We start from the raw sequence: 19,678 nt of genomic DNA on the forward strand, positions 1-19,678 counted from the left end.
ATCTTATTTTAAAAATTTATGTTTTAGCTTTGAAACCGCTTTAATAGTAAGTTTTACAGATTATGAAACATAATGATTTGGAAATTAATCGGTTGATTGAACGATTAGAATCTTTAGGAATTTTGGTCGAAAAAATCGAGAGTTCTGGTTTTGGTAGCATGTTAAATTTTGAAATGATTTATCAACTTCCTGAACAAAATATTTCTAACGCTATCAATTTTAGACGTTTTGATATACAAGATGTTTATCTTTATTTCAAAGAGGCTGTTAATCAAAAAGGAGATTTACTTTTTATAGAATAAACGAAAAATGCTCAAGAATTTGAGCATTTTTTTATTTCAATTTTTGTAAGTCATTAACTGTATAAAACTTCATATCATTATTCTTCACAAACTTGCAAATCTCTTCTAAGGTTTTAAATTCAGTTTCATAATTATTAATTGCTTTTACAACTGTTTTATGCGCGTAAAAAATGACTATCTTATTGTTATCCTTTGCATATTGCAACAACGAAATATAATAAGGCACATTAAAATGCTCGTAACTATTATCGATTCCTAAACCAAAAAATAACGGTTTATTTTGATAATAACAGTTCTGAAAATTAGGCGCTTCGTTTCCATAAGTTGTTCCTCTTAAGGTTTTAAAATGATTGAAAAGTAATTGACCCGATTCTACACTTCGATCGCCATAAGGATAAGAAAAATCGGTTACATCAAAACCTTTGTTTTTCATCAAACTTAGCATTGGAGCGATTTCTTTTTCAATAAATTCTTTTCCTCCAAATTCTTTTATATACTTTGTTGTATATACATGAATTAAACCATCCGCAGCAATCTCATTTCCGTTTTGTTGCAGATAAGTTAACTCACGAATTTGACTCTCCGAAAGCTTATCAAAATGCGTTACATAAAACGTTCCTTTCCAATTGTATTGTTTCAATTTTAAATTCGCATTGAACCATTCGTCCACATAATCATCATCAAATGTAAGCACCACTCCTCCTCTATTTGTAGATTTTTTTGTTTCTTTTATCGCATCTTATTCGTGTGTACAGCTATTCAACACAAAAATTGAAATCAGACAAACAAAATAATAGTTGAGTTTTAGCATTCTTTATCAGTAAGTTTTAGTAGTTAAATATATCGAAAAAGCAACTATTAAAATCAGAAATTTTTAAAATTAAGCAAATTTTAATTTTAGATGATTTTGAAGTTTTAAAAAAAAACCACTCAAAATTGAGTGGTTTAGAAAATACTATATTGTAATTTATATCTGCTGATACATAAAGTTTTCACCTAGATAAACGCGACGAACATCTTCATCATTTGCTAATTCTTCTGGCGAACCTTCTTTCAAGATTTTACCTTCGAACATAATATATGTTTTATCGGTAATTGCAAGCGTTTGCGATACATTATGATCGGTAATTAAGATTCCGATATTTTTATCTTTTAACGAACGTACAATTTTCTGAATATCCTCAACCGCAATAGGGTCAACTCCAGCAAAAGGCTCATCTAATAAAATAAAATTAGGTTCTGTTGCCAAACAACGTGCTATTTCGCAACGACGACGCTCACCTCCAGAAAGTAAATCACCACGATTTTTACGAACATGCTCTAACGAGAACTCTTCAATCAAAGCATCTGTGCGCATTTGTTGCTCTTTTTTGGAATGTTTCGTGAATTGTAAAACTGATTTGATATTATCTTCTACAGAAAGTTTACGAAAAACAGAGGCTTCTTGCGCCAAATATCCAATACCTTTTTGCGCGCGTTTGTACATCGCATCGTTTGTGATATCTTGTTTATCCAAAAAAACTTTTCCTTGCGTAGCCTTTACCAAACCAACAATCATGTAGAAAGAAGTCGTTTTACCAGCACCATTTGGTCCTAATAATCCAATAATTTCTCCTTGTTCTACTTGAAAAGACACATTTTTTACGACATGTTTTTTACCGTAATCTTTTACTAAATTCTGACCTTTTAATACAATTCCCATATCGCTTCAAAGATAGGATTTTTGTTATTTAATCGAGTTAATAATATCATATTTTGTGATGATATGATATTTTCCGTTTTCTAATTCTATTAAAACAGCTTGATTATCCTTTGTAATTAACTTCGAAACTTCTTCGATAGATGTTCCTGCTTTTACGACTGGATATGGTTTTCCCATTATTTCGTGAACAGGTTTTTCAGCAACATTTCTATCTTCTAAAAATGCTTGAAACAAATCTGATTCATCCAAAGAACCAACAATTCCATTCACGTCCATTACTGGAATTTGAGAAATTTTGAAACGACGCATACGATCAATTGCATGAGAAGCCAATTCCTCTGTACGAACCGTAACCAAAGGTTTATCAACATGTTCTTTGATTAAATCGACAGCTGTTTTGATTTCTTCGTCCAAATATCCTCTGTCACGCATCCAATCATCGTTAAAGATTTTTCCTACATAACGAGAACCTGAATCGTGGAATAAAACTACTACAACATCATCTGGTCCGAATTCGTCCTTCATTTGCAACAATCCTTTGATCGCTGATCCCGAAGACATTCCAACAAACAAACCTTCTTCTAAAGCTAAACGACGCGTATAAACCGCTGCATCTTTATCAGTCACTTTTGTAAATCCATCAATAATATCAAAATCTACGTTTTCTGGTAAAATATCTTCACCAATTCCTTCTGTTACATAAGAATACACTTCATTTTCGTCGAAGATTCCTGTTTCTTTATATTTTTTGAAAACTGATCCATACGTATCAACTCCCCAAATTTTAATATTAGGATTTTTTTCTTTCAAGTATTTCCCAACTCCTGAAATTGTTCCTCCAGTTCCAACACCAACAATAAAATGCGTTACTTTTCCTTCTGTTTGTTCCCAAATTTCTGGTCCAGTTTGCTCATAATTCGCAATTGCATTTGATGGATTATCATACTGATTGACATACCAACCATTCGGTGTTTCTTGAGCCAAACGTTTAGAAACTGAATAATAAGAACGTGGATCATCTGGCTCAACATCCGTAGGACAAACCACAACTTTTGCACCAACAGCGCGCAAAATATCCATTTTCTCTTTCGATTGTTTGTCTGTAATCACACAAATTAATTTGTAACCTTTGATCACAGCAGCCAAAGCCAATCCCATTCCTGTGTTACCAGAAGTACCTTCGATAATTGTACCTCCTGGAACTAAACGACCATCTTTTTCGGCATCTTCAACCATTTTTAACGCCATACGATCTTTACAAGAATGACCAGGGTTAAAATATTCAACTTTTGCTAAAACTGTACATGGTAAATCCTTTGTAATCTTATTAATTTTAACCAAAGGTGTATTCCCAATCGTTTCTAATATATTGTTTGCGAATTTCATTTTTTTCTAACTTTTAAATTAAAACATTAAATTTTATCTAAAATTAATAGCTTTTGCAGGTGTAATTTTAGATATCATATACGAAGGCAAAAGTAATACAATTGCACAAACTAATAACGCTCCTGCATTTAATAAAACAATTGTGCCAAAGTCTAAATAGACTGGAGCTGTTGATAAATAATAGTTTTCTGCTGGAAGTTTTATAATTCCGAAATATTTCTGAATGAATAATAATCCAAGTCCAATTACATTTCCAGCAATTAATCCTGGTAACATGATAAATAATGCGTAATTGATGAATAATTTTCGGATTCGCCAATTTGTCGCACCAAATGCTTTTAAAATTCCGATTGAATGTGTTCGTTCTAAAATTAATATCAATAAAACCATCACCATATTAATCACCACCACAAAAAGCATGATAAAAAGAATAATGACAATATTTTTGTCGAAAATCGAAATCCAATCATTAATCTGAGCAAAAGATGCTGTTGCTGATTCTGCATACAAATTATATGGAATATTTTCTTGCACACGCTTTGCAACTGGATCAATATTTTCGACATCATTTACAAATAGTTCGAAACCACCAACAGTTGTCGAATCCCAACGATTAAGGCGTTGCACATGCTTGATATCACCAAACATAATTTGATCGTCAAAATTTTTGATATCAGTTTTGAACAATCCAGAAATGGTAAATCGACGATAAATAGGCTTTGTATCTTCTTGAATAAAATACATCACAAACGAACTATCAACATCCAATTTCATTTCGTCCGCAATCTTTTTAGATAATAAAACCTCATCCATTATCGAATCTTTATTGATTCGAGGAAAATGTCCTTTTACCATAAATTTTTCGAAACGAACCGAATCATAATCTGTTCCAACTCCTTTGAACACCACACCACTAAAGTTTTCATCCGTTCGGATAACACCACTTTTATTGGCAATTGCTTGTACATGTTCTATTTCTGGAATCGATTTAAACTTTGGATAAAAAGCTTGATGAAGTGATAATGAATCGGAATTTAATGACGTATTACTATTATAGTTTCTAATCGTAATATGACCATTAAAATCGGCCAATTTTTCTTTGATTGCCATTCTTGCTCCAACACCAGTCGAAATTGTCACCAAAGAAACAATCAACCCTAATGCTACCGCAATTTGACCTACTCGAATAATAATACTCGATAAGTTATTTTTAGTATTTTTACCAAGCGCAATTTTTTTTGAAAACCACCAAGAAAAACTCAAATTATATATTTTTTATAAGATTAAAACTAACTTTAGGCTTTAAATTCGTCTAAATTCAAATGATTCAAAACGAAATGAAAAACTTTGTCAAATATACATCAATTGGTTTACTTAGTTCAGTTATTTTTTTCGGCTTTTCTACTCCAATTTTAGCTCAAAATAATACATCAAAAACGATAGATAATCATTCAACTATTCTTGTTGGAGCAGAAAATACAACGCAATATCTTTCGAAACTAAAAGGTAAAAAAGTTGGTTTAATTTCAAATCAAACAGGAATTGCTACAATTAATGGAACAACGATGCATACAGTTGATTTGTTGTTAAAAAACAACATAAATGTTATAAAATTATATTCTCCTGAACATGGTTTTCGTGGTGATGCTGATGCTGGAGCGAAAGTAAAATCTGGTGTTGATTCTAAAACAGGCTTGCCGATTGTTTCGCTTTATGGCGACAATAAAAAACCAAAAGCAAATCAAATTTCGGATGTTGATGTTTTGATTTTTGACATGCAAGATGTTGGTGCTCGTTTCTATACTTATATTTCCACTTTGCATTATGTAATGGAGGCTGCAGCTGAGAATGGTAAAAAAGTAATTGTATTGGACAGACCAAATCCGAACGGACATTATGTAGACGGACCAGTGATGAAAAATGAATATAAATCGTTTGTTGGTATGCACAATGTTCCGATTGTTTATGGAATGACGATTGGCGAATATGCACAAATGATAAACGGTGAAGGTTGGCTAGCAAATGGTGTAAAAGCAGATTTGGAAATTATTCCACTTATCAATTATACCCATCAATCCAAGTATAATTTACCAGTAAAACCATCACCAAATTTACCAAATGCTCATGCGATCAATTTGTATCCAAGTACATGTTTGTTTGAAGGAACAAACGTCAACGAAGGTCGTGGAACAGATATTCAGTTTCAAGTTTATGGTTCACCATTCCTAAAAAATATGCCTTATCAATATACGCCAACTTCAAAACCTGGTGCAACAAGTCCAAAATTCAAAGATGAAGTTTGTTACGGTGAAGATTTATCGAATGTTCCGTATCAATCTGCCATCAATTTAAAATGGCTTATTAATGCGTATAAAAACAATACGAAACAACCTTTTTGGACGATGAATGGTAAAAAGTTGTGGATTGATCAACTTTCTGGAACTGATGAATTGCGCAAACAAATAGAAGCAGGTTTATCAGAAGAAGAAATAAAAGCAACTTGGCAAAAAGATTTGGAAGCTTTCAAGAAAATAAGAACAAAATATTTGATTTATAAGGATTAAATTAATGCAAGTTAAAAGAAGCGTTCTTCAGAAGCTGTCTACAAATGAATTAAATTCTTATATCAAAGATGATTCTAGATTTGTTCCTGAAGCAATAAAAATAGCTTTCGAAATTTTAAAAAATGAACGAAATGTTCAGTTTTCTGAAATTGAAACAACTCGAATTAAAAATTTAATTTCATCTAAAATTATTTATCATGAAAAAGAAAAAAAGAAAAATTCTTTCGAACCAAATTTAGTTGAAGACATTGAGGAGAATAATGAAGTTCCAAAACTTCATACTAAAACTGAAATTGTTTTTCATTCAAGCGTATTTTTTTCTTTTATTGGAGCTGTATTATTCTATAAAAATCTAAAAAAAATTAAAGACATTATGCTCTTTCATTATGTCATTTTAGTTCTTTTTAGCCTTTTAATGTTAGTTTTTGATTATTATTTGTACGAATATATAGTTAATCATCAAGAAGAATTATCACATATTAAATACAAACGTTTTGGTAATTTCGGGATATTTATAACAATTCGTGGAATAGCAAATTTCATTCTTATTAGTTTAATATGGAATTACTTTTTTGGAAAAGATTTTAAGTATAGGGAATTAAAATAATTAAAAACGGAAGCCAAATTTGACTTCCGTTTTATATGTTTTAGAATGATTATTTTTCTCCTACAACAGCAGAAATAGATTCGCCTAATTCTTTTACTTTTTCATATAATTTTGTTGAACCTTTTTCAAATTCAATTGTAATTTTTCCTTCTCTTGCTTTTATTTCTAAGGAATCTCCTTCTCTCCAAACGTAATTTTTTCCTTCAGTCACTGGTTTTCCAAATACTTTTCCGATTTCTTTGATTGCATTTGCCGACTTTGGTTTATCAAAAATTGCTGAGTATGAATATACTTCGTTGCTATCACTCACACTAACTGAAACATTAGAATGAGTTGTTGAACTTGAATTTTTGCTAACTGATTGTGATTTAGCTGTTTGTCCGTTACAAGCAAAAGCTATTAAAGTTATTGCGATAAATAATGTCTTTTTCATATTTTTATTTTTTTATAAAATTCTGAAAAAGATTAATTTGCATTGGTTAATGAACGGTTAACGAAGCGTTAACACAAAACGAGCTACAAAATAATTGTAGCTCGTTTTTAAGTATTAAATTTATTTATATTTTTTGTCGCAAGAATTTTATCTCCAAGATTTTTAATTTTATCTACAATTTCTTGATTATCTGTACTTTTTTGAATCTCCATTTTAAGTGAATTATCATTCAAAATAATTTCAAAACTTCCTTGTCCAGTCCAGATATAACCAGATTCTTCCAAAATTCCTTCACCAAATTCTTTCTCGATTGTTTTCTTTATAATCTCTTTTTTATCCGAATTAAAAGTTCCTTTCATCGAGTAATAAGACTCCGTATTATTCGCTCTCAATTGTGCAAAAACTGCAAACGTTAATAACATTAAGAACAAGCTTAAATATTTTTTCATTTAAGGTCTATTATTTAAGATAAATATATGAAATTTTTCAGCAAAAAACATTTTATAATTCGTTTAATATTTCAATAGTTAAGAATTCTCCAGTCATCGAATCAAAAGAAAATAAACAGTTTAGACGACTATAATCATTTGCCAAACGATTTGGATCATTATTAATAATTCTTTGATAATCATTATTTTTACGAATCTGAGTTTCATCAACATTTCTATTCAAATCAAAAATATTTTGACCTTCATAAACCTTACAAATTGGATTTGGAGAAAGATAAAATTTAATCGAAACAATCATTTCATCAACAATTTTCACAGAAATGCCTTTTTCCTTGTACAATACAATTTTCCCTTGAGGAATATTTTGCTCTGAAATATCAGATTCAAATTCTGTTTGAAATGATTGAAACAATTCGTCATTCATCGATTTTCCGATCAATGAAAAATACTGATTTGGATTGGCTTGAAATAAGTTTATCATATTTTATAGAATTGATTTCATAAAAAAACCTTTCCAAAAATAGAAAGGTTTTGATTAATTATTGAGTTAAAAAACCTTAGTTTTCTTTCAAATAAACTCCGTCAGCTTCAAAATTATATTGCAACTGAGGTTTTGTTATTTTTGCGATTTCTTCTTTCGATTTTCCTTCATCTTCTGCATAATGACGTAATTTCTCTACAGAAATTTCACTTACAAAAGCTTTTCCGTGTACGACAACATTCGCATTTTCACCATCTAAAGGCATAAAAAATCCATAATCTTTGAAACGCACAAACGATTGTTCTTCGCCTTTTCCAAGATCAACTTTCATCCAACAACCTTTCTTTTTGCAAACAGATTCTATCGTCGAAACAAACTGAACATTTTCCAAAGAATCACCACTTTTCATGTTATCGTATAACTTTCCAAGTTCACTTTTCGTCAATGTATTTTTGATATCAAACGATTCTCCATACACTTGATACGCGTATAAATCGTCTATTTTAGCCGTTCCGTTATCTAAAATTTTTGATTGAACTTTCGAAGCTTTTTCAGTTTTAGCCTTCGTTTCTTTTTTTGTTTGTGCATTTGTTGTCAATACAAAACAAGTTAAAGCACAAAGAGTTAAAATATATTTTTTCATAAGAGTCTTATTTAGTTCAAATTTAAATAATTGTCCATTAACAATTTTATATTTGGATATGAATTTTCTAATAATTGAGGAATTTCATTCTCTTTTTTCCATTCAACCGATTCAATTCCTTCCTCAGTTTGCGGCAAAGGCAATTCAACACCGTCATAAAAAACTTCGAACCAAAATGTTTCTTTGATAATATATTCTCTCAAAAAATAAATGTGAAAAGTAGGCATCAAAAATCGTTTCAACTCTAAATTTGTCAAACTACATTCTTCTTCAATTTCGCGAATTGCAGATTCTTCTCTCGATTCTCCTTTCTCCATTTTACCTTTTGGCAAATCCCATTTCCCAAGTCTGAAAATGAACAAATAATCGTCTTGCGGATTACGAACAATTCCGCCCGCGGCTTGAATATGTTTGTAATATTTTAAGAATTTCGTCCAAACAACATCAATATCTTCACTAAAAATATTGACTAAAGCGGCTGCTTTTGATGATAATAAATGAAAAGATTCATCAAATTGAGCTTCATTTTGAAACAAAATATTTTTTGCTTCAGGATTAGATTGGTTGCTGAAAGTTAACAAACTTTCATTAAAAAAAACTTTGTACATTTGAACGATTTGTTACAAATTTATAAAAAACTCACAAGGATATGAAGGTAAATACAAATAAAGTCCGTTTTGCAAAAAATCAACAAGAAGCATACACTTTTTTGTTGGATATGAAGAATTATGAGCAACTGATGCCAGAGGATACAAAATCGTTTGAAATTCATGAATCTGGAAAAGGATTTACGGTTGGTGTTGGTGCTTTGCCAAAGGTTGGAATGCGTTTAAAAGAGACAGTTGAGCCATCGAAAATTGTTTTCGAATCTCCGGCACCTGCTTTTGAATATACTTTGACAATTTCTATTGATGCAGTTGATGAGAATTCGTCTGATGTTTCGTTAGATTTTGATGGAAATTTCAATATGATGATCGAAATGATGGCGAAAAAACCATTGACATCTTTCATTGAAACTATTGCAGAAAATTTAGGAAAAATAGGGTAAAACCATTTTTTCGGTAAATAAAATTTCTAAAACTGTTAAATAAACTTTATATTTTAAAGTTATTTAGCAGTTTTTTTATCTAAATTATTTTTTATGAAACACTTTTACTCAAAAATAATTCTCCTACTCTTTTTTACTTTTACACTAAATAGTTTTTTATTTGGTCAATATATTCAGGTAGATACATCTTTACCGAAAGAAGAATTAATTGATAAATTTATTGGAACAAACACAGGTTGTATTACTATTTCCAATATTAATATTTCTGGCTACAATAGAGCTTATGATGAAATAAGCTATGGTTATTTTACAAAAGGAACTAGTAGTTTTGATCTTTCTGAAGGAATTATTTTATCTACAGGGAAAGCAAAAGATGCTGAAGGTCCAAATTCATCTTTGCAAGATTTTTGGGGAAGTAATTGGGGAGGAGATCAAGATTTGATTGATATTTTGATAAAATCTAATTTACCTCATGATTATATTTTAAATGCAACTTATCTTGAATTTGATTTTATATCAAATCTAACAACAGATCAGATTAGTTTCGAATATATGTTTCTTTCAGAAGAATATCAATCAAGTAATTGCCAATACTCTGATGCTTTTGCCTTCTTAATCAAAAAAGCAGATAATTCTGAACCTTATCAAAATATTGCATTAGTTCCAAATACAACCATTCCTGTAACTTCATTAACCATAAATGGCGCAAGAGATTGTCCTCGAAACATATCGTATTTTGGAAGTTTTAATTCTGCAAATAATCCAACGAATTTCAATGGACAAACAAAAGTTTTGAAAACAAATGCGCAAATAGAAGCTGGTACAAAATATCATATCAAATTGGTAATTGCTGATCATGGAGATTCAAAAGGTCGTTATGATTCTGCTGTTTTCTTGAAAGCTGGAAGTTTTATAGGTTCAAAAAGTTTAGGTTCTGATGTTGTATTATGTCCTGGAACATCTGAAACAATAGATGCGACAACGACAAATGCTACAACCTATAAATGGTACAAAGATGGTGTGGAAATTAGTGGTGAAACAAATGCAACATTAGTGGTAGATGAAACAGGTTATTACGAAGTAGAAATCACATTGAATACTGGTTGTTCTTTGAAAGGTCACATTAATGTTTCTGTACAAGAAGAACCTCAAATATATCAAGATCGTTTTTCTATTTGTGATGATGATTTAGATGGAAAAACACAAATAAATTTAGACGAATATACTGATCGAATTGTAGAAGATTATTATTCTGCTCATCAAGTGAAATATTTTGAAACGGAACAAGATGCTAAAGATAATATTCCTGCTGAAATAACGAATTTCGAATTAAATGAAATTCAGACATCTAAAGAAGTTTGGATTCGTGTCCAAATCGGAACTTGTAAGCCTGTTATTAAAGAAATTACTTTTACATTAAATCATTTAAGTGTTGCAAACGTAATTCCTCCAATAGAAATTTGTGATGAGAATTTAAGCAATGATGAAGAAATTGTTTTATCCGATTATGTTGATGACTTGGTTACAAATCTTGAAGGCTCACCGACATATTACTTAAATGAAATTGATGCTAAAAATAAAAAAAATAATATCAACACAACACAAATTATAAATTCAGATCAAACATTTTGGGTAAGATTTAAACAAAATGGATTATGCGAAAACGTTGCTCCATTGCATTTTATTTTCAAACAATCTGGAAAATCATCAACCTTAAAAGATCTTACAATTTGCAAAGGAACAACAACGACTTTAGACGCAGGTCCAGGATTTAAAACTTACGAATGGTTACATAATGGCGACAAAAATCAATCAATTACAAATGTTCCTGTTGGAACTTATTATGTGAAATTAGGATTGAATGGTTGTTTTTATACACAAGAAGTAAAAGTTATTGAAGCCGAAGATCCAACTATTCAATCTATCGAAATTCAAGGTTCTACGGTGACCATAAAAGTCACTGGATCTACGCTTCCATATCTGTATTCATTGGATAACGGCACTTTTCAATCTTCCAATATCTTCACAAACGTAACTTTAGGAACTCATACAATTTCTGTGAAATCTGCAGCTAATTGTTCGCCTATTTCGAAAGAATTTTCGCTGATTAAACTAATCAATTTTATTTCTCCAAATGGTGATGGTAAAAATGATGTGTTGGATTATTCGCAATTAAAAAGTAAAATCAATCCGAAATTTATCATTTATAATCGAAAAGGAAAATTATTATTTACTGGTTCGGAAGCAAACAATTATACATGGGATGGAAAACTGAATGGAAAAGCGCTACCTTCCGATAGTTATTGGTATATTATCGAATGGACTGAACCAAATTCAACTCAAACTCAAAAATTTGAAGATTGGATTTTATTAAAAAGTACTTATTAATGAATAATTGGATAAATTTTCCTAAAAAGGATTTGATGCTCGAAATTTATTTTTCTGAACAAAATATGGAGGACAAAACTTTATTATTTTGGAATCAAATTAAAATTTCTCCTGAAATATGGAAATGTGATGATGTTATTGAGGATAATTTTTGGGTAGTTGCTGTATACGAAAATTATTTGATTTGGTACAATGATATTGAAGAAGGTTTTAATGTTTCAAGATTCAAAATTAAAGGTGAAATAGTAGAATATAACGCTTCTAAAGATGAATTAAATTTCGCAATTGAAGCGCTTAAAAATAAAATCGAATCTATTTAAAACAAAAAACCAGAAGATTAACTTCTGGTTTTATTGTGATATATAATTTCAAATGATTAGCTCATTGATTTTTCGAAGCGTTTACGATCTACTTCTTTTAAGTGAATTTTACGTAAACGGATGAAATTTGGAGTTACCTCGATACATTCATCAGCTTGGATATATTCCATACATTCTTCCAAAGTCATTTCTGTTTTTGGAGCGATAGAAGATGAATCATCTTTACCAGCTGCACGGATATTGTTTAATTTTTTAGCTTCAACAACATTTACTACTAAATCATTGTTACGAGAATGCTCTCCGATAATCATTCCTTCGTAAACTTCTTCACCTGGCTCGATAAAGAATTTTCCACGATCTTGTAATTTATCAATAGAATAAGGAGTTGATGTACCTTGATCTTTCGAAATAATTACACCTGCAGAACGACCAGCGATTGCTCCTTTGAATGGTTTATATTCTAAGAAAGTGTGTGCCATTACAGCTTCACCAGCAGTAGAAGTTAACATTTGAGAACGTAATCCGATTAATCCACGAGATGGAATTTCGAATTCTAAGTGTTGCATTCCTTCTTTCGCCTCCATAACTAATAAATCACCCTTACGTTGAGTTACTAAGTCGATTGCTTTAGAAGAATAATCATCTGGAACATCAATTACTAATGTTTCATATGGTTCACATTTTACACCATCAATATCTTTTAAGATTACTTGTGGTTGTCCAACTGTTAACTCATAACCTTCGCGACGCATCGTTTCGATTAATACAGATAAGTGCATGATACCACGTCCGTAAACTAATTGTGTATTAGAATCTTCTGTTGGTTCTACACGTAAAGCTAAGTTACGCTCTAACTCATCTTCTAAACGTTCTACTAAGTGACGAGAAGTAACAAATTTACCATCTTTACCAAAGAATGGAGAGTTGTTAATTCCGAAAGACATATTCATTGTAGGCTCATCGATATGCATAACTGGTAATGCTTCTGGATTTTCTGGATCTGCAATTGTATCTCCAATTTGGAAACCATCGATACCAACAACAGCACAAATATCACCCGCTTTTACCTCAGTAGCTTTTACTTTACCTAAACCAGCAAATGTATATAATTCTTTGATTTTATGTTTTTTGAACGTTCCATCAGGTTTTGTTAAAGCAACCCAATCTCCTTCTTTAATAACACCACGACTTACTTTACCAACTGCGATACGTCCTAAGAATTTAGAATAATCTAAAGATGTAATTTGCATTTGTAAAGAACCTTCATAAGCTTCTGGAGCAGGAACATGTTCAAGAATACCATCCATTAATGGAGAAATATCGTCTACACGTACATTTTCTGTATTGAACCATCCTTGTTTAGATGAACCATAGAACGCTGGGAATTCCAATTGCTCTTCTGTTGCATCTAAGTTGAAGAATAATTCGAAAACTTTGTCATATACCTCATCAGGACGACAGTTTTCTTTATCAACTTTGTTAATTACAACTAATGGTTTTAAACCTAATTCTAATGCTTTACTCAAAACGAAACGCGTTTGAGGCATTGGTCCTTCGAAAGCATCAACTAATAAGATAACCCCATCAGCCATTTTCAATACACGCTCAACTTCTCCACCGAAATCCGCGTGGCCAGGAGTATCAATCACATTGATTTTTACACCTTTGTAATCTACCGAAGCATTTTTAGAAAAGATCGTAATCCCTCTCTCACGCTCGATATCATTGTTATCCATGATTAATTCACCAGACTCTTGGTTTTCTCTAAAAACGTTTCCGCTGTGAAGAATTTTGTCAACCAATGTAGTTTTACCGTGGTCAACGTGTGCGATAATCGCAATATTTCTAATGTTTTGCATCCTTGAAAATTATGGGTGCAAATTTACGACAAATTTATTTTTTATTACTATACTTTTGATTTTATTTAATTTTAGCAATAATTAATTTAGAAAAATTTAATATTACTGAATACTTTTTAGTAAAACGTTGATTTATTTGCAGATTGATTAATGAAAACTATTTTTTCATTGAAAAATTTTAACGATTTCACCTATAATTCTTAATCATAATTATAAAAAACAAAAAAACTGCTACACAAAAGTGTAGCAGTTTTTTCGTGACTCGTCTGAGGCTCGAACTCAGGACCCCGAAATTAAGAGTTTCGTGCTCTACCAGCTAAGCTAACGAGCCTAAATTGATAAACACAACAAACAAAATTTTCTTGGTTTGCTCTGCAAAGTTCTTTCAGAACAAAGGTTTTATCGAGTAAAAACAATTGTATTCTTCAATTTAACCTATAAAGCAAAATGATAATCCTGCTATCCTATTTTCGGATTGAGTTTTAACTCATTCTATCTTAATCAAAATTCTAAATTTTAGCGTCCATATTGTTGATAATTATCGGTTGCATATTTCTCAAAACGCTTTAATAACTCAATATTATCTTTTTCGATTGGCGACAATTTATCCTCAACATTTGTATACAAAGGCACATACCAATCTACATAATCAAAAAATTGACGTGCACCACGATTCGCAAACGAATAGCCATGACGCGCATAAATTGTATTGCGAATAATTTCTAAATCTAACTTATGTAGATTTTTCAATTGTTTCTCCGTCAACTTTTGCGTTGATCCATTTATTTTATAAATTTCATCCGAAGCAGCACGTTGCACATCTACAAAATACTCTTCTCCATCTGATTCGTCATATTTTTTCTTTTTAGAATTCACCCAATCTACATTATCGTATTCATCCGCATACTCTTCATCTACACCATATTTTGGCTGAATTAAAACATTTTTAGGATCATAGTTAAATGTTGTTTTTTTCAAACTAAATTTTCGAGAAAGTACAGGTAAATCTTTTCGTTTCGAAATCCAAGTTCCATAAATTGAATCATCTTTTTCAGAAATATTAAACTTAAATGTTCCATCATATTTTTGATCGCCTGGTTCATTCGCCATCACATAACGTGAGTTTCCTTCTTTCACCAAATCACCTTTAAATGGTCTTATATTTCCCGCCGAAACACTATACCCTTCGACAGTATTATCGTTATTAATCTTCTGAATAACAATACTAATTCGGTTTCGAAGCGACCAATTATCACCTTTATCATAATCAACTGAATCTGCCTCAAAAATTCCAGACCAAAGCCCGATATCTTCTTGCGTTGGCTCGATATGAATCGATGAAATTGTATCATTAATATCATTATTTTTAACAGCATCTTTTTTGTCTTCTTTACAACTAAGAACAACAAGCGTAGTGCAAATAAATAGTCCTATTTTTTTCATATTTTAGATTGTTTAGTTTTATAAATATAATATTCTACGAGCAATAAATTGGGTACAAATCCCAACCATGCTATAATTTGATAAACATCCATGGGCGCAGGATGAAAAAGATAAACCAAAATCACTTTCCAAGCGCGTAACGTAAGCGCAGAAACAGCCAACGCATAACTACGAAGCATAAAATTTCGGTGCGATTGAATATCTTTCTGCTTAATTTTAACAACTGCAATTGCAGTAAAAATCCACCAAAGAATACCGAGAATTACAAAAGCAGATTGCGCAATTAATTCTCCATTTGCATAAAACCCAATGTAAATTCCACTTGGCGCAGCTAATAAAACAGTGATATAAAAATAAAATTTACCGAGAAGCCGATGAATTTTTCGGATTTGTTGATTGGTAATTTTAATGAACTGAACAATTCCAAAAAACAATGTAAATATTGCTGAATAAACGTGAATGTAAAAAATGAATAAATAACTTGGAATTGTTGTCACCTCATCTTGTTTGATAGCTAGAAATGAAACATCCGACGAAATCGGAATATAACGTAACGTGATTTGTAGCATTAATCCAAAGAAATAAAGCCAAACAAGGAAAAATAGTATTTTCCACCACGAGGTATTTTTTATTGCAGTTGTAAGTTTCAGATTTAGTTGATTTTGAATCTAAAAATACACTTTTTATTGATGATTCGCAATCACTATTTATAATGAAAAAATCCCTCAGAAATTCTGAAGGATTTTATATTTATTATTTGGCTTGAACAGCTTCTTGCTTTGCCTTTTCTTCTTCTAATGATTTTTGATATTCATCAAATTCGTCATCCGTTTCATTCAAATCTTCTTTATGATATTTCCCCACTTCAACCTCAAACGTATCCGCTGGACCAGTAATTTTGATCGGAATTCCGATAATTCCAAATGGAGGCAAACCAAGTCGCATACCAAGATTCATATAACCGTCTAACGTCACTTGACCTTCTATTCGTGGACGAAAACCTGCAATTTTGAATTTCGTACGGTTTATCGTAATTACATTATTTTCGATCTTCGTTTTGAACGTCACTTTCTTCACATTCGCATCATGCAACGCATCTGTCGACGTTTTTTCTGCAACCGAATTGAATACTTTAAATCCTAAAAACTTAATTTCTTCTAACGTAAAATCCCCTCCACCTTTTATGGTTTTCAATTTCGGGAACATATCTGCGCCCAAATCACCTTCGAGCTGATAATCCATTGAAACTTTCCCGTGCGCTTTTTCCGCTGCACTTGCCAATTCTCTAAACAACGTAATTTCGTGATAAGCGCGCTGAATATCGAAATTACTGGCTTTTACAGTAAAATTAAACTTCGCTTTTTTCGCATTTGTTGGCACATAATTTCCGTTCATTGTAAATTCAGAACCAATCAAATTAAATTTAGTATTTTGAAGTTCAAGATTCCCTTGTTTCAAACCTAAATCTCCTTCGAAATTTTGCAACGTAATATCTTTAAATAAAACCTCTTTTGCTTGACCTTTTATCGATAATTCTACATTTTTCGGCAACAAAACCACACCTTCTTCCGCAGCTATCGAGTTAGTCGCTGTCGATTCGGTATTAAATGCCATAAAATCATCAATATTGACACGATTTGTTTTGAAATTAATCGTTCCTTTTAGCATTTCATTATCTTTTAACGCATAATTGATATAATTCGAAACATCTCCATCAAATACAAAAACATTCTTTTTATAACGCGCTTTTACATCTTTAAAAGTCAGATGACTTCCTTCAAATCGGAAATCTCCTTGCTTGATAACAAATTTGCTCGGAAAGAATTTTGTATTAATCTTAATGTTCTGAATTTTCACAAAACCTTTGTTTTGAAAACTCTCCAAAGGCGCTCCATTATTTCCTTTTACACCAAAATTAGTTTCAATTAATCCATCAACATCTAAACCTTCGATTGGAAATAATTTGTAAATATTCGCTAAATTCAATTCACCTTTTGAATGAACTCGATAATCTAAATTGTTTAAATTCTTCAGATTTGCATTCACCATAAATGGTTTTCCAGCCAACGTAAATTTGATTGGCAAAACATCTATTGACAAATCGTTAAACGAACCTCTACCCGATTTTATATGCGTTTCTACCGTAATATTTTCTAAAGGTAAATTCGGATATTCATGTAATTTGATGTAACCATTTTTCAAAATAACGACCGAATTAGAAACCGGAACTTTTTTACGTTTTGGCTCATACGTTCCGTTTGCTTTCATTTTCACAAGCAAATCGCCTCGCATATCAATATTCTTTATTGGATAAATTTAGATGATATCCTCTAAATGAATTTTAGCACCAAAATCTGCATTAATCGGAAAATTATTCAGATTTTTCAATTCTAATCGTCCAATCATATAATTATCCATCGCTTTTGCATCAATTTTATGAACCAAAACAGACGTATTTTTGATATTTCCATCTGTATTTTTCATCGTCAAATCCAAATTAATGTGATCCAAAGCCGCAGGCATTTCATTCATTTTGAAATAACCATTTTCAAGATTAGCTTTTAGATAAAACGTTGGAATTTTTTTTAAAGGATTTTTCGCATTTTGAACGATTGAACCTTTCCAACTTCCTTCCATATCAAGAATTCCTTTTGCGTCAAATTGATTGAAACCTGTTGCATTTTTCAAGGCTTCCAAATCAATACTTGACTCGATAATTCCCTCCGAAAACATTGTTTTTCCCGCCCAATACGTGAAATTAGTTTTAGTTGTTCCATCTAACAATTTGAAATCAAGATTATCCACTTTCACACGCATTTTATCAGGATCCAACGCTTGTAAATCAACAGTAGAAACAAGATTTATATTTTTGATTGGAGAAGATGATTTCTTATAATTCATCCATCCATCATCAATTTTTGCATCAATATGAATATCAGGATTCTGATTTGTCGTCGCATTCATTATTCCTTTCATTGTAAAGAGAATCGTCGAAGAACCTTTCAGTTCCACTTCTTTTGCCCATTCTTGGTACGCTTCTGGAATAATCGCAGGAATATATTGCAAATCATTTTTCTCTGATGAAATTGTTAAATCAAAAACTTTGCTTTCATTTGGCATCAACAAAGAACCTTTCAACGAAAAAGGAAATTGACCTAATTCGAGATTATTTTTCAGTAAAATAAAAAGATAAATTATTTAAATCAATTTTCGAATTGATTTTTCCTTTTAAAGGTAAATTCTTAACATATTTCTGCTCATCAAAACTAAAATTGACATTTTTGATATCCGTTTTTGCATTTAATGTTAACTGATTTTCTGTAAAATCTATCAGTCCATCGTAATCAAATTGATCTAATTTTAAATAGGTTTTAGATGATTGATCATCGTATAAAAAGTTAGAATTAGCAATTTTAAAATTATTCAACGCTAATCCTACACTCGATTCTTCTTCTTTTTCAACCTCATCAGAAGGCTTCACAATATCAAAATTATTACGACCTAAACTATCTATTTTCAGATTAATCGTTGCATCTGTAATAAATAATTCATTAAAAATTATTTTATCATCAAACAACGTTTTGACATCTACACCAAGTGCAATTTCTTTCGCAGAGATTAAATTTTCGGTTTGATATGGCGTAGAACCTTTGATTGAAGAATCCGTTAGGGTAACCGTTAGCTTAGGAAAATGATTGAAAAACGAAATATCCAAATCCTTGAATTCAATTTCAGTTTTCACATAATTTTCGGCAATACTTTTTATCCCTTCATTAATTTGATCCTTAAAAAAATAAGGCGAAACATATAAAACTAATATAATTCCTCCCAAAGAAAATCCAGTAATCTTAATTACCTTCATTAATTTTGAGAGAACTGTTTTTTTCTTCTTCATAATCATAAAATCGGTTGAACAAAGTAACTGAGAATAGAAGTTAATCGGAAACAATACGATATATATTTACCGCAACATTTATCATGTTGACCTCAATTATTTTGCATAAAAAAAGCCAAACATTTCTGTTTGGCTTCTTGTGACCTGGCTGGGGCTCG

21 protein-coding genes and 1 tRNA gene are annotated in these 19,678 nt (G+C 31.0%); 6 read left to right on the forward strand and 16 right to left on the reverse strand.

What is annotated here, in order from left to right:
- Positions 1-62 precede the first annotated feature (62 nt).
- Positions 63-302 (forward strand): hypothetical protein, encoded by a 240-nt coding sequence (locus B3578_RS10850; protein WP_038334521.1) that lies wholly within the window; start codon positions 63-65, stop codon positions 300-302.
- 31 nt (positions 303-333) lie between these two features.
- Here the strand turns inward: B3578_RS10850 and B3578_RS10855 are convergent, their stop codons facing one another.
- The 4 genes from B3578_RS10855 to B3578_RS10870 form a co-directional block, all read right to left on the reverse strand.
- A complete protein-coding gene (locus B3578_RS10855; RefSeq protein WP_291048809.1) occupies positions 334-1,035 on the reverse strand; it encodes a polysaccharide deacetylase family protein in 702 nt (233 codons plus the stop codon).
- 234 nt (positions 1,036-1,269) lie between these two features.
- Complete coding sequence (gene lptB / locus B3578_RS10860) at positions 1,270-1,998, reverse strand: LPS export ABC transporter ATP-binding protein (RefSeq protein WP_125348857.1); 729 nt, start codon at positions 1,996-1,998, stop codon at positions 1,270-1,272.
- Positions 1,999-2,028: 30 nt separating this feature from the next.
- Positions 2,029-3,390 carry a pyridoxal-phosphate dependent enzyme gene (locus B3578_RS10865; RefSeq protein ID WP_115001359.1) on the reverse strand — a complete coding sequence of 454 codons (1,362 nt, stop codon included), beginning with the start codon at positions 3,388-3,390 and terminating at the stop codon, positions 2,029-2,031.
- 33 nt (positions 3,391-3,423) lie between these two features.
- Positions 3,424-4,653: an ABC transporter permease gene (locus B3578_RS10870; RefSeq protein WP_115001360.1), complete on the reverse strand. Its 1,230-nt coding sequence runs from the start codon at positions 4,651-4,653 to the stop codon at positions 3,424-3,426.
- Between the two features lie 74 nt (positions 4,654-4,727).
- On the opposite strand from B3578_RS10870, the gene B3578_RS10875 reads away from it, so the two are divergent.
- Positions 4,728-5,954 (forward strand): exo-beta-N-acetylmuramidase NamZ family protein, encoded by a 1,227-nt coding sequence (locus tag B3578_RS10875; RefSeq protein WP_286494646.1) that lies wholly within the window; start codon positions 4,728-4,730, stop codon positions 5,952-5,954.
- A gap of 4 nt (positions 5,955-5,958) precedes the next feature.
- The gene (locus B3578_RS10880; protein ID WP_180904946.1) at positions 5,959-6,561 is read left to right on the forward strand and encodes a hypothetical protein; all 603 of its coding nucleotides are present in this window, start codon (positions 5,959-5,961) and stop codon (positions 6,559-6,561) included.
- Between the two features lie 49 nt (positions 6,562-6,610).
- Here the strand turns inward: B3578_RS10880 and B3578_RS10885 are convergent, their stop codons facing one another.
- From B3578_RS10885 to B3578_RS10905, 5 genes are all read right to left on the reverse strand, one after another.
- Positions 6,611-6,994, reverse strand: a complete 384-nt coding sequence (locus B3578_RS10885) for a hypothetical protein (RefSeq protein WP_115001364.1) — start codon at positions 6,992-6,994, stop codon at positions 6,611-6,613.
- 107 nt (positions 6,995-7,101) lie between these two features.
- Positions 7,102-7,443, reverse strand: coding sequence for a hypothetical protein (locus B3578_RS10890; RefSeq protein WP_291048634.1), 342 nt, complete (start codon positions 7,441-7,443; stop codon positions 7,102-7,104).
- 52 nt (positions 7,444-7,495) lie between these two features.
- A complete protein-coding gene (locus tag B3578_RS10895) occupies positions 7,496-7,924 on the reverse strand; it encodes a hypothetical protein (protein WP_291048637.1) in 429 nt (142 codons plus the stop codon).
- Between the two features lie 76 nt (positions 7,925-8,000).
- Complete coding sequence (locus tag B3578_RS10900; RefSeq protein WP_291048640.1) at positions 8,001-8,567, reverse strand: DUF4920 domain-containing protein; 567 nt, start codon at positions 8,565-8,567, stop codon at positions 8,001-8,003.
- 11 nt (positions 8,568-8,578) lie between these two features.
- A complete protein-coding gene (locus B3578_RS10905; protein ID WP_219033584.1) occupies positions 8,579-9,175 on the reverse strand; it encodes an NUDIX hydrolase in 597 nt (198 codons plus the stop codon).
- A gap of 41 nt (positions 9,176-9,216) precedes the next feature.
- Between B3578_RS10905 and B3578_RS10910 the strand changes: the two genes are divergently transcribed.
- From B3578_RS10910 to B3578_RS10920, 3 genes are all read left to right on the forward strand, one after another.
- Complete coding sequence (locus tag B3578_RS10910; RefSeq protein WP_219033585.1) at positions 9,217-9,615, forward strand: hypothetical protein; 399 nt, start codon at positions 9,217-9,219, stop codon at positions 9,613-9,615.
- 93 nt (positions 9,616-9,708) lie between these two features.
- Complete coding sequence (locus tag B3578_RS10915; RefSeq protein ID WP_291048646.1) at positions 9,709-12,003, forward strand: choice-of-anchor L domain-containing protein; 2,295 nt, start codon at positions 9,709-9,711, stop codon at positions 12,001-12,003.
- On the forward strand, positions 12,003-12,323 hold the full coding sequence (locus tag B3578_RS10920; RefSeq protein ID WP_180904948.1) for a hypothetical protein: 321 nt from the start codon (positions 12,003-12,005) through the stop codon (positions 12,321-12,323). Before B3578_RS10915 ends, B3578_RS10920 begins: the two co-directional genes overlap by 1 nt.
- Before the next feature lie 56 nt (positions 12,324-12,379).
- Here the strand turns inward: B3578_RS10920 and typA are convergent, their stop codons facing one another.
- The 7 genes from typA to B3578_RS10955 form a co-directional block, all read right to left on the reverse strand.
- On the reverse strand, positions 12,380-14,182 hold the full coding sequence (gene typA / locus B3578_RS10925) for a translational GTPase TypA (protein ID WP_221854374.1): 1,803 nt from the start codon (positions 14,180-14,182) through the stop codon (positions 12,380-12,382).
- 258 nt (positions 14,183-14,440) lie between these two features.
- Positions 14,441-14,513 (reverse strand) — tRNA-Lys (locus B3578_RS10930).
- Between the two features lie 185 nt (positions 14,514-14,698).
- Entirely contained in the window at positions 14,699-15,625 is a 927-nt protein-coding gene (locus tag B3578_RS10935) for a YARHG domain-containing protein (protein WP_291048652.1), read from the reverse strand.
- Entirely contained in the window at positions 15,622-16,194 is a 573-nt protein-coding gene (locus B3578_RS10940; RefSeq protein ID WP_291048655.1) for a DUF2306 domain-containing protein, read from the reverse strand. The genes B3578_RS10935 and B3578_RS10940 overlap by 4 nt, the downstream gene beginning before the upstream one ends.
- 184 nt (positions 16,195-16,378) lie before the next feature.
- Complete coding sequence (locus B3578_RS10945) at positions 16,379-17,917, reverse strand: AsmA-like C-terminal region-containing protein (protein WP_291048658.1); 1,539 nt, start codon at positions 17,915-17,917, stop codon at positions 16,379-16,381.
- A gap of 24 nt (positions 17,918-17,941) precedes the next feature.
- Positions 17,942-18,763: a hypothetical protein gene (locus tag B3578_RS10950; protein WP_291048661.1), complete on the reverse strand. Its 822-nt coding sequence runs from the start codon at positions 18,761-18,763 to the stop codon at positions 17,942-17,944.
- Between the two features lie 28 nt (positions 18,764-18,791).
- Positions 18,792-19,520, reverse strand: a complete 729-nt coding sequence (locus B3578_RS10955) for an AsmA family protein (protein ID WP_291048664.1) — start codon at positions 19,518-19,520, stop codon at positions 18,792-18,794.
- Positions 19,521-19,678: the final 158 nt, after the last annotated feature.

It is taken from the genome of Empedobacter sp. UBA1574, assembly GCF_002322895.1.
GTDB lineage: Bacteria > Bacteroidota > Bacteroidia > Flavobacteriales > Weeksellaceae > Empedobacter > Empedobacter falsenii_B.

Bases quoted from the DNA above. Each gene is read 5' to 3' on its own strand.
- B3578_RS10850 (WP_038334521.1), top strand. From the start codon at position 63: ATGAAACATAATGATTTGGAAATTAATCGGTTGATTGAACGATTAGAA.
- typA (WP_221854374.1), bottom strand. From the start codon at position 14,182: ATGCAAAACATTAGAAATATTGCGATTATCGCACACGTTGACCACGGT.
- B3578_RS10895 (WP_291048637.1), bottom strand. From the start codon at position 7,924: ATGATAAACTTATTTCAAGCCAATCCAAATCAGTATTTTTCATTGATC.
- B3578_RS10885 (WP_115001364.1), bottom strand. From the start codon at position 6,994: ATGAAAAAGACATTATTTATCGCAATAACTTTAATAGCTTTTGCTTGT.
- B3578_RS10910 (WP_219033585.1), top strand. From the start codon at position 9,217: ATGAAGGTAAATACAAATAAAGTCCGTTTTGCAAAAAATCAACAAGAA.
- B3578_RS10880 (WP_180904946.1), top strand. From the start codon at position 5,959: ATGCAAGTTAAAAGAAGCGTTCTTCAGAAGCTGTCTACAAATGAATTA.
- B3578_RS10865 (WP_115001359.1), bottom strand. From the start codon at position 3,390: ATGAAATTCGCAAACAATATATTAGAAACGATTGGGAATACACCTTTG.
- B3578_RS10945 (WP_291048658.1), bottom strand. From the start codon at position 17,917: ATGCGAGGCGATTTGCTTGTGAAAATGAAAGCAAACGGAACGTATGAG.
- B3578_RS10890 (WP_291048634.1), bottom strand. From the start codon at position 7,443: ATGAAAAAATATTTAAGCTTGTTCTTAATGTTATTAACGTTTGCAGTT.
- B3578_RS10915 (WP_291048646.1), top strand. From the start codon at position 9,709: ATGAAACACTTTTACTCAAAAATAATTCTCCTACTCTTTTTTACTTTT.
- B3578_RS10920 (WP_180904948.1), top strand. From the start codon at position 12,003: ATGAATAATTGGATAAATTTTCCTAAAAAGGATTTGATGCTCGAAATT.
- B3578_RS10935 (WP_291048652.1), bottom strand. From the start codon at position 15,625: ATGAAAAAAATAGGACTATTTATTTGCACTACGCTTGTTGTTCTTAGT.
- B3578_RS10940 (WP_291048655.1), bottom strand. From the start codon at position 16,194: ATGCTACAAATCACGTTACGTTATATTCCGATTTCGTCGGATGTTTCA.
- B3578_RS10905 (WP_219033584.1), bottom strand. From the start codon at position 9,175: ATGTACAAAGTTTTTTTTAATGAAAGTTTGTTAACTTTCAGCAACCAA.
- B3578_RS10900 (WP_291048640.1), bottom strand. From the start codon at position 8,567: ATGAAAAAATATATTTTAACTCTTTGTGCTTTAACTTGTTTTGTATTG.
- B3578_RS10955 (WP_291048664.1), bottom strand. From the start codon at position 19,520: ATGAAGAAGAAAAAAACAGTTCTCTCAAAATTAATGAAGGTAATTAAG.
- B3578_RS10875 (WP_286494646.1), top strand. From the start codon at position 4,728: ATGAAAAACTTTGTCAAATATACATCAATTGGTTTACTTAGTTCAGTT.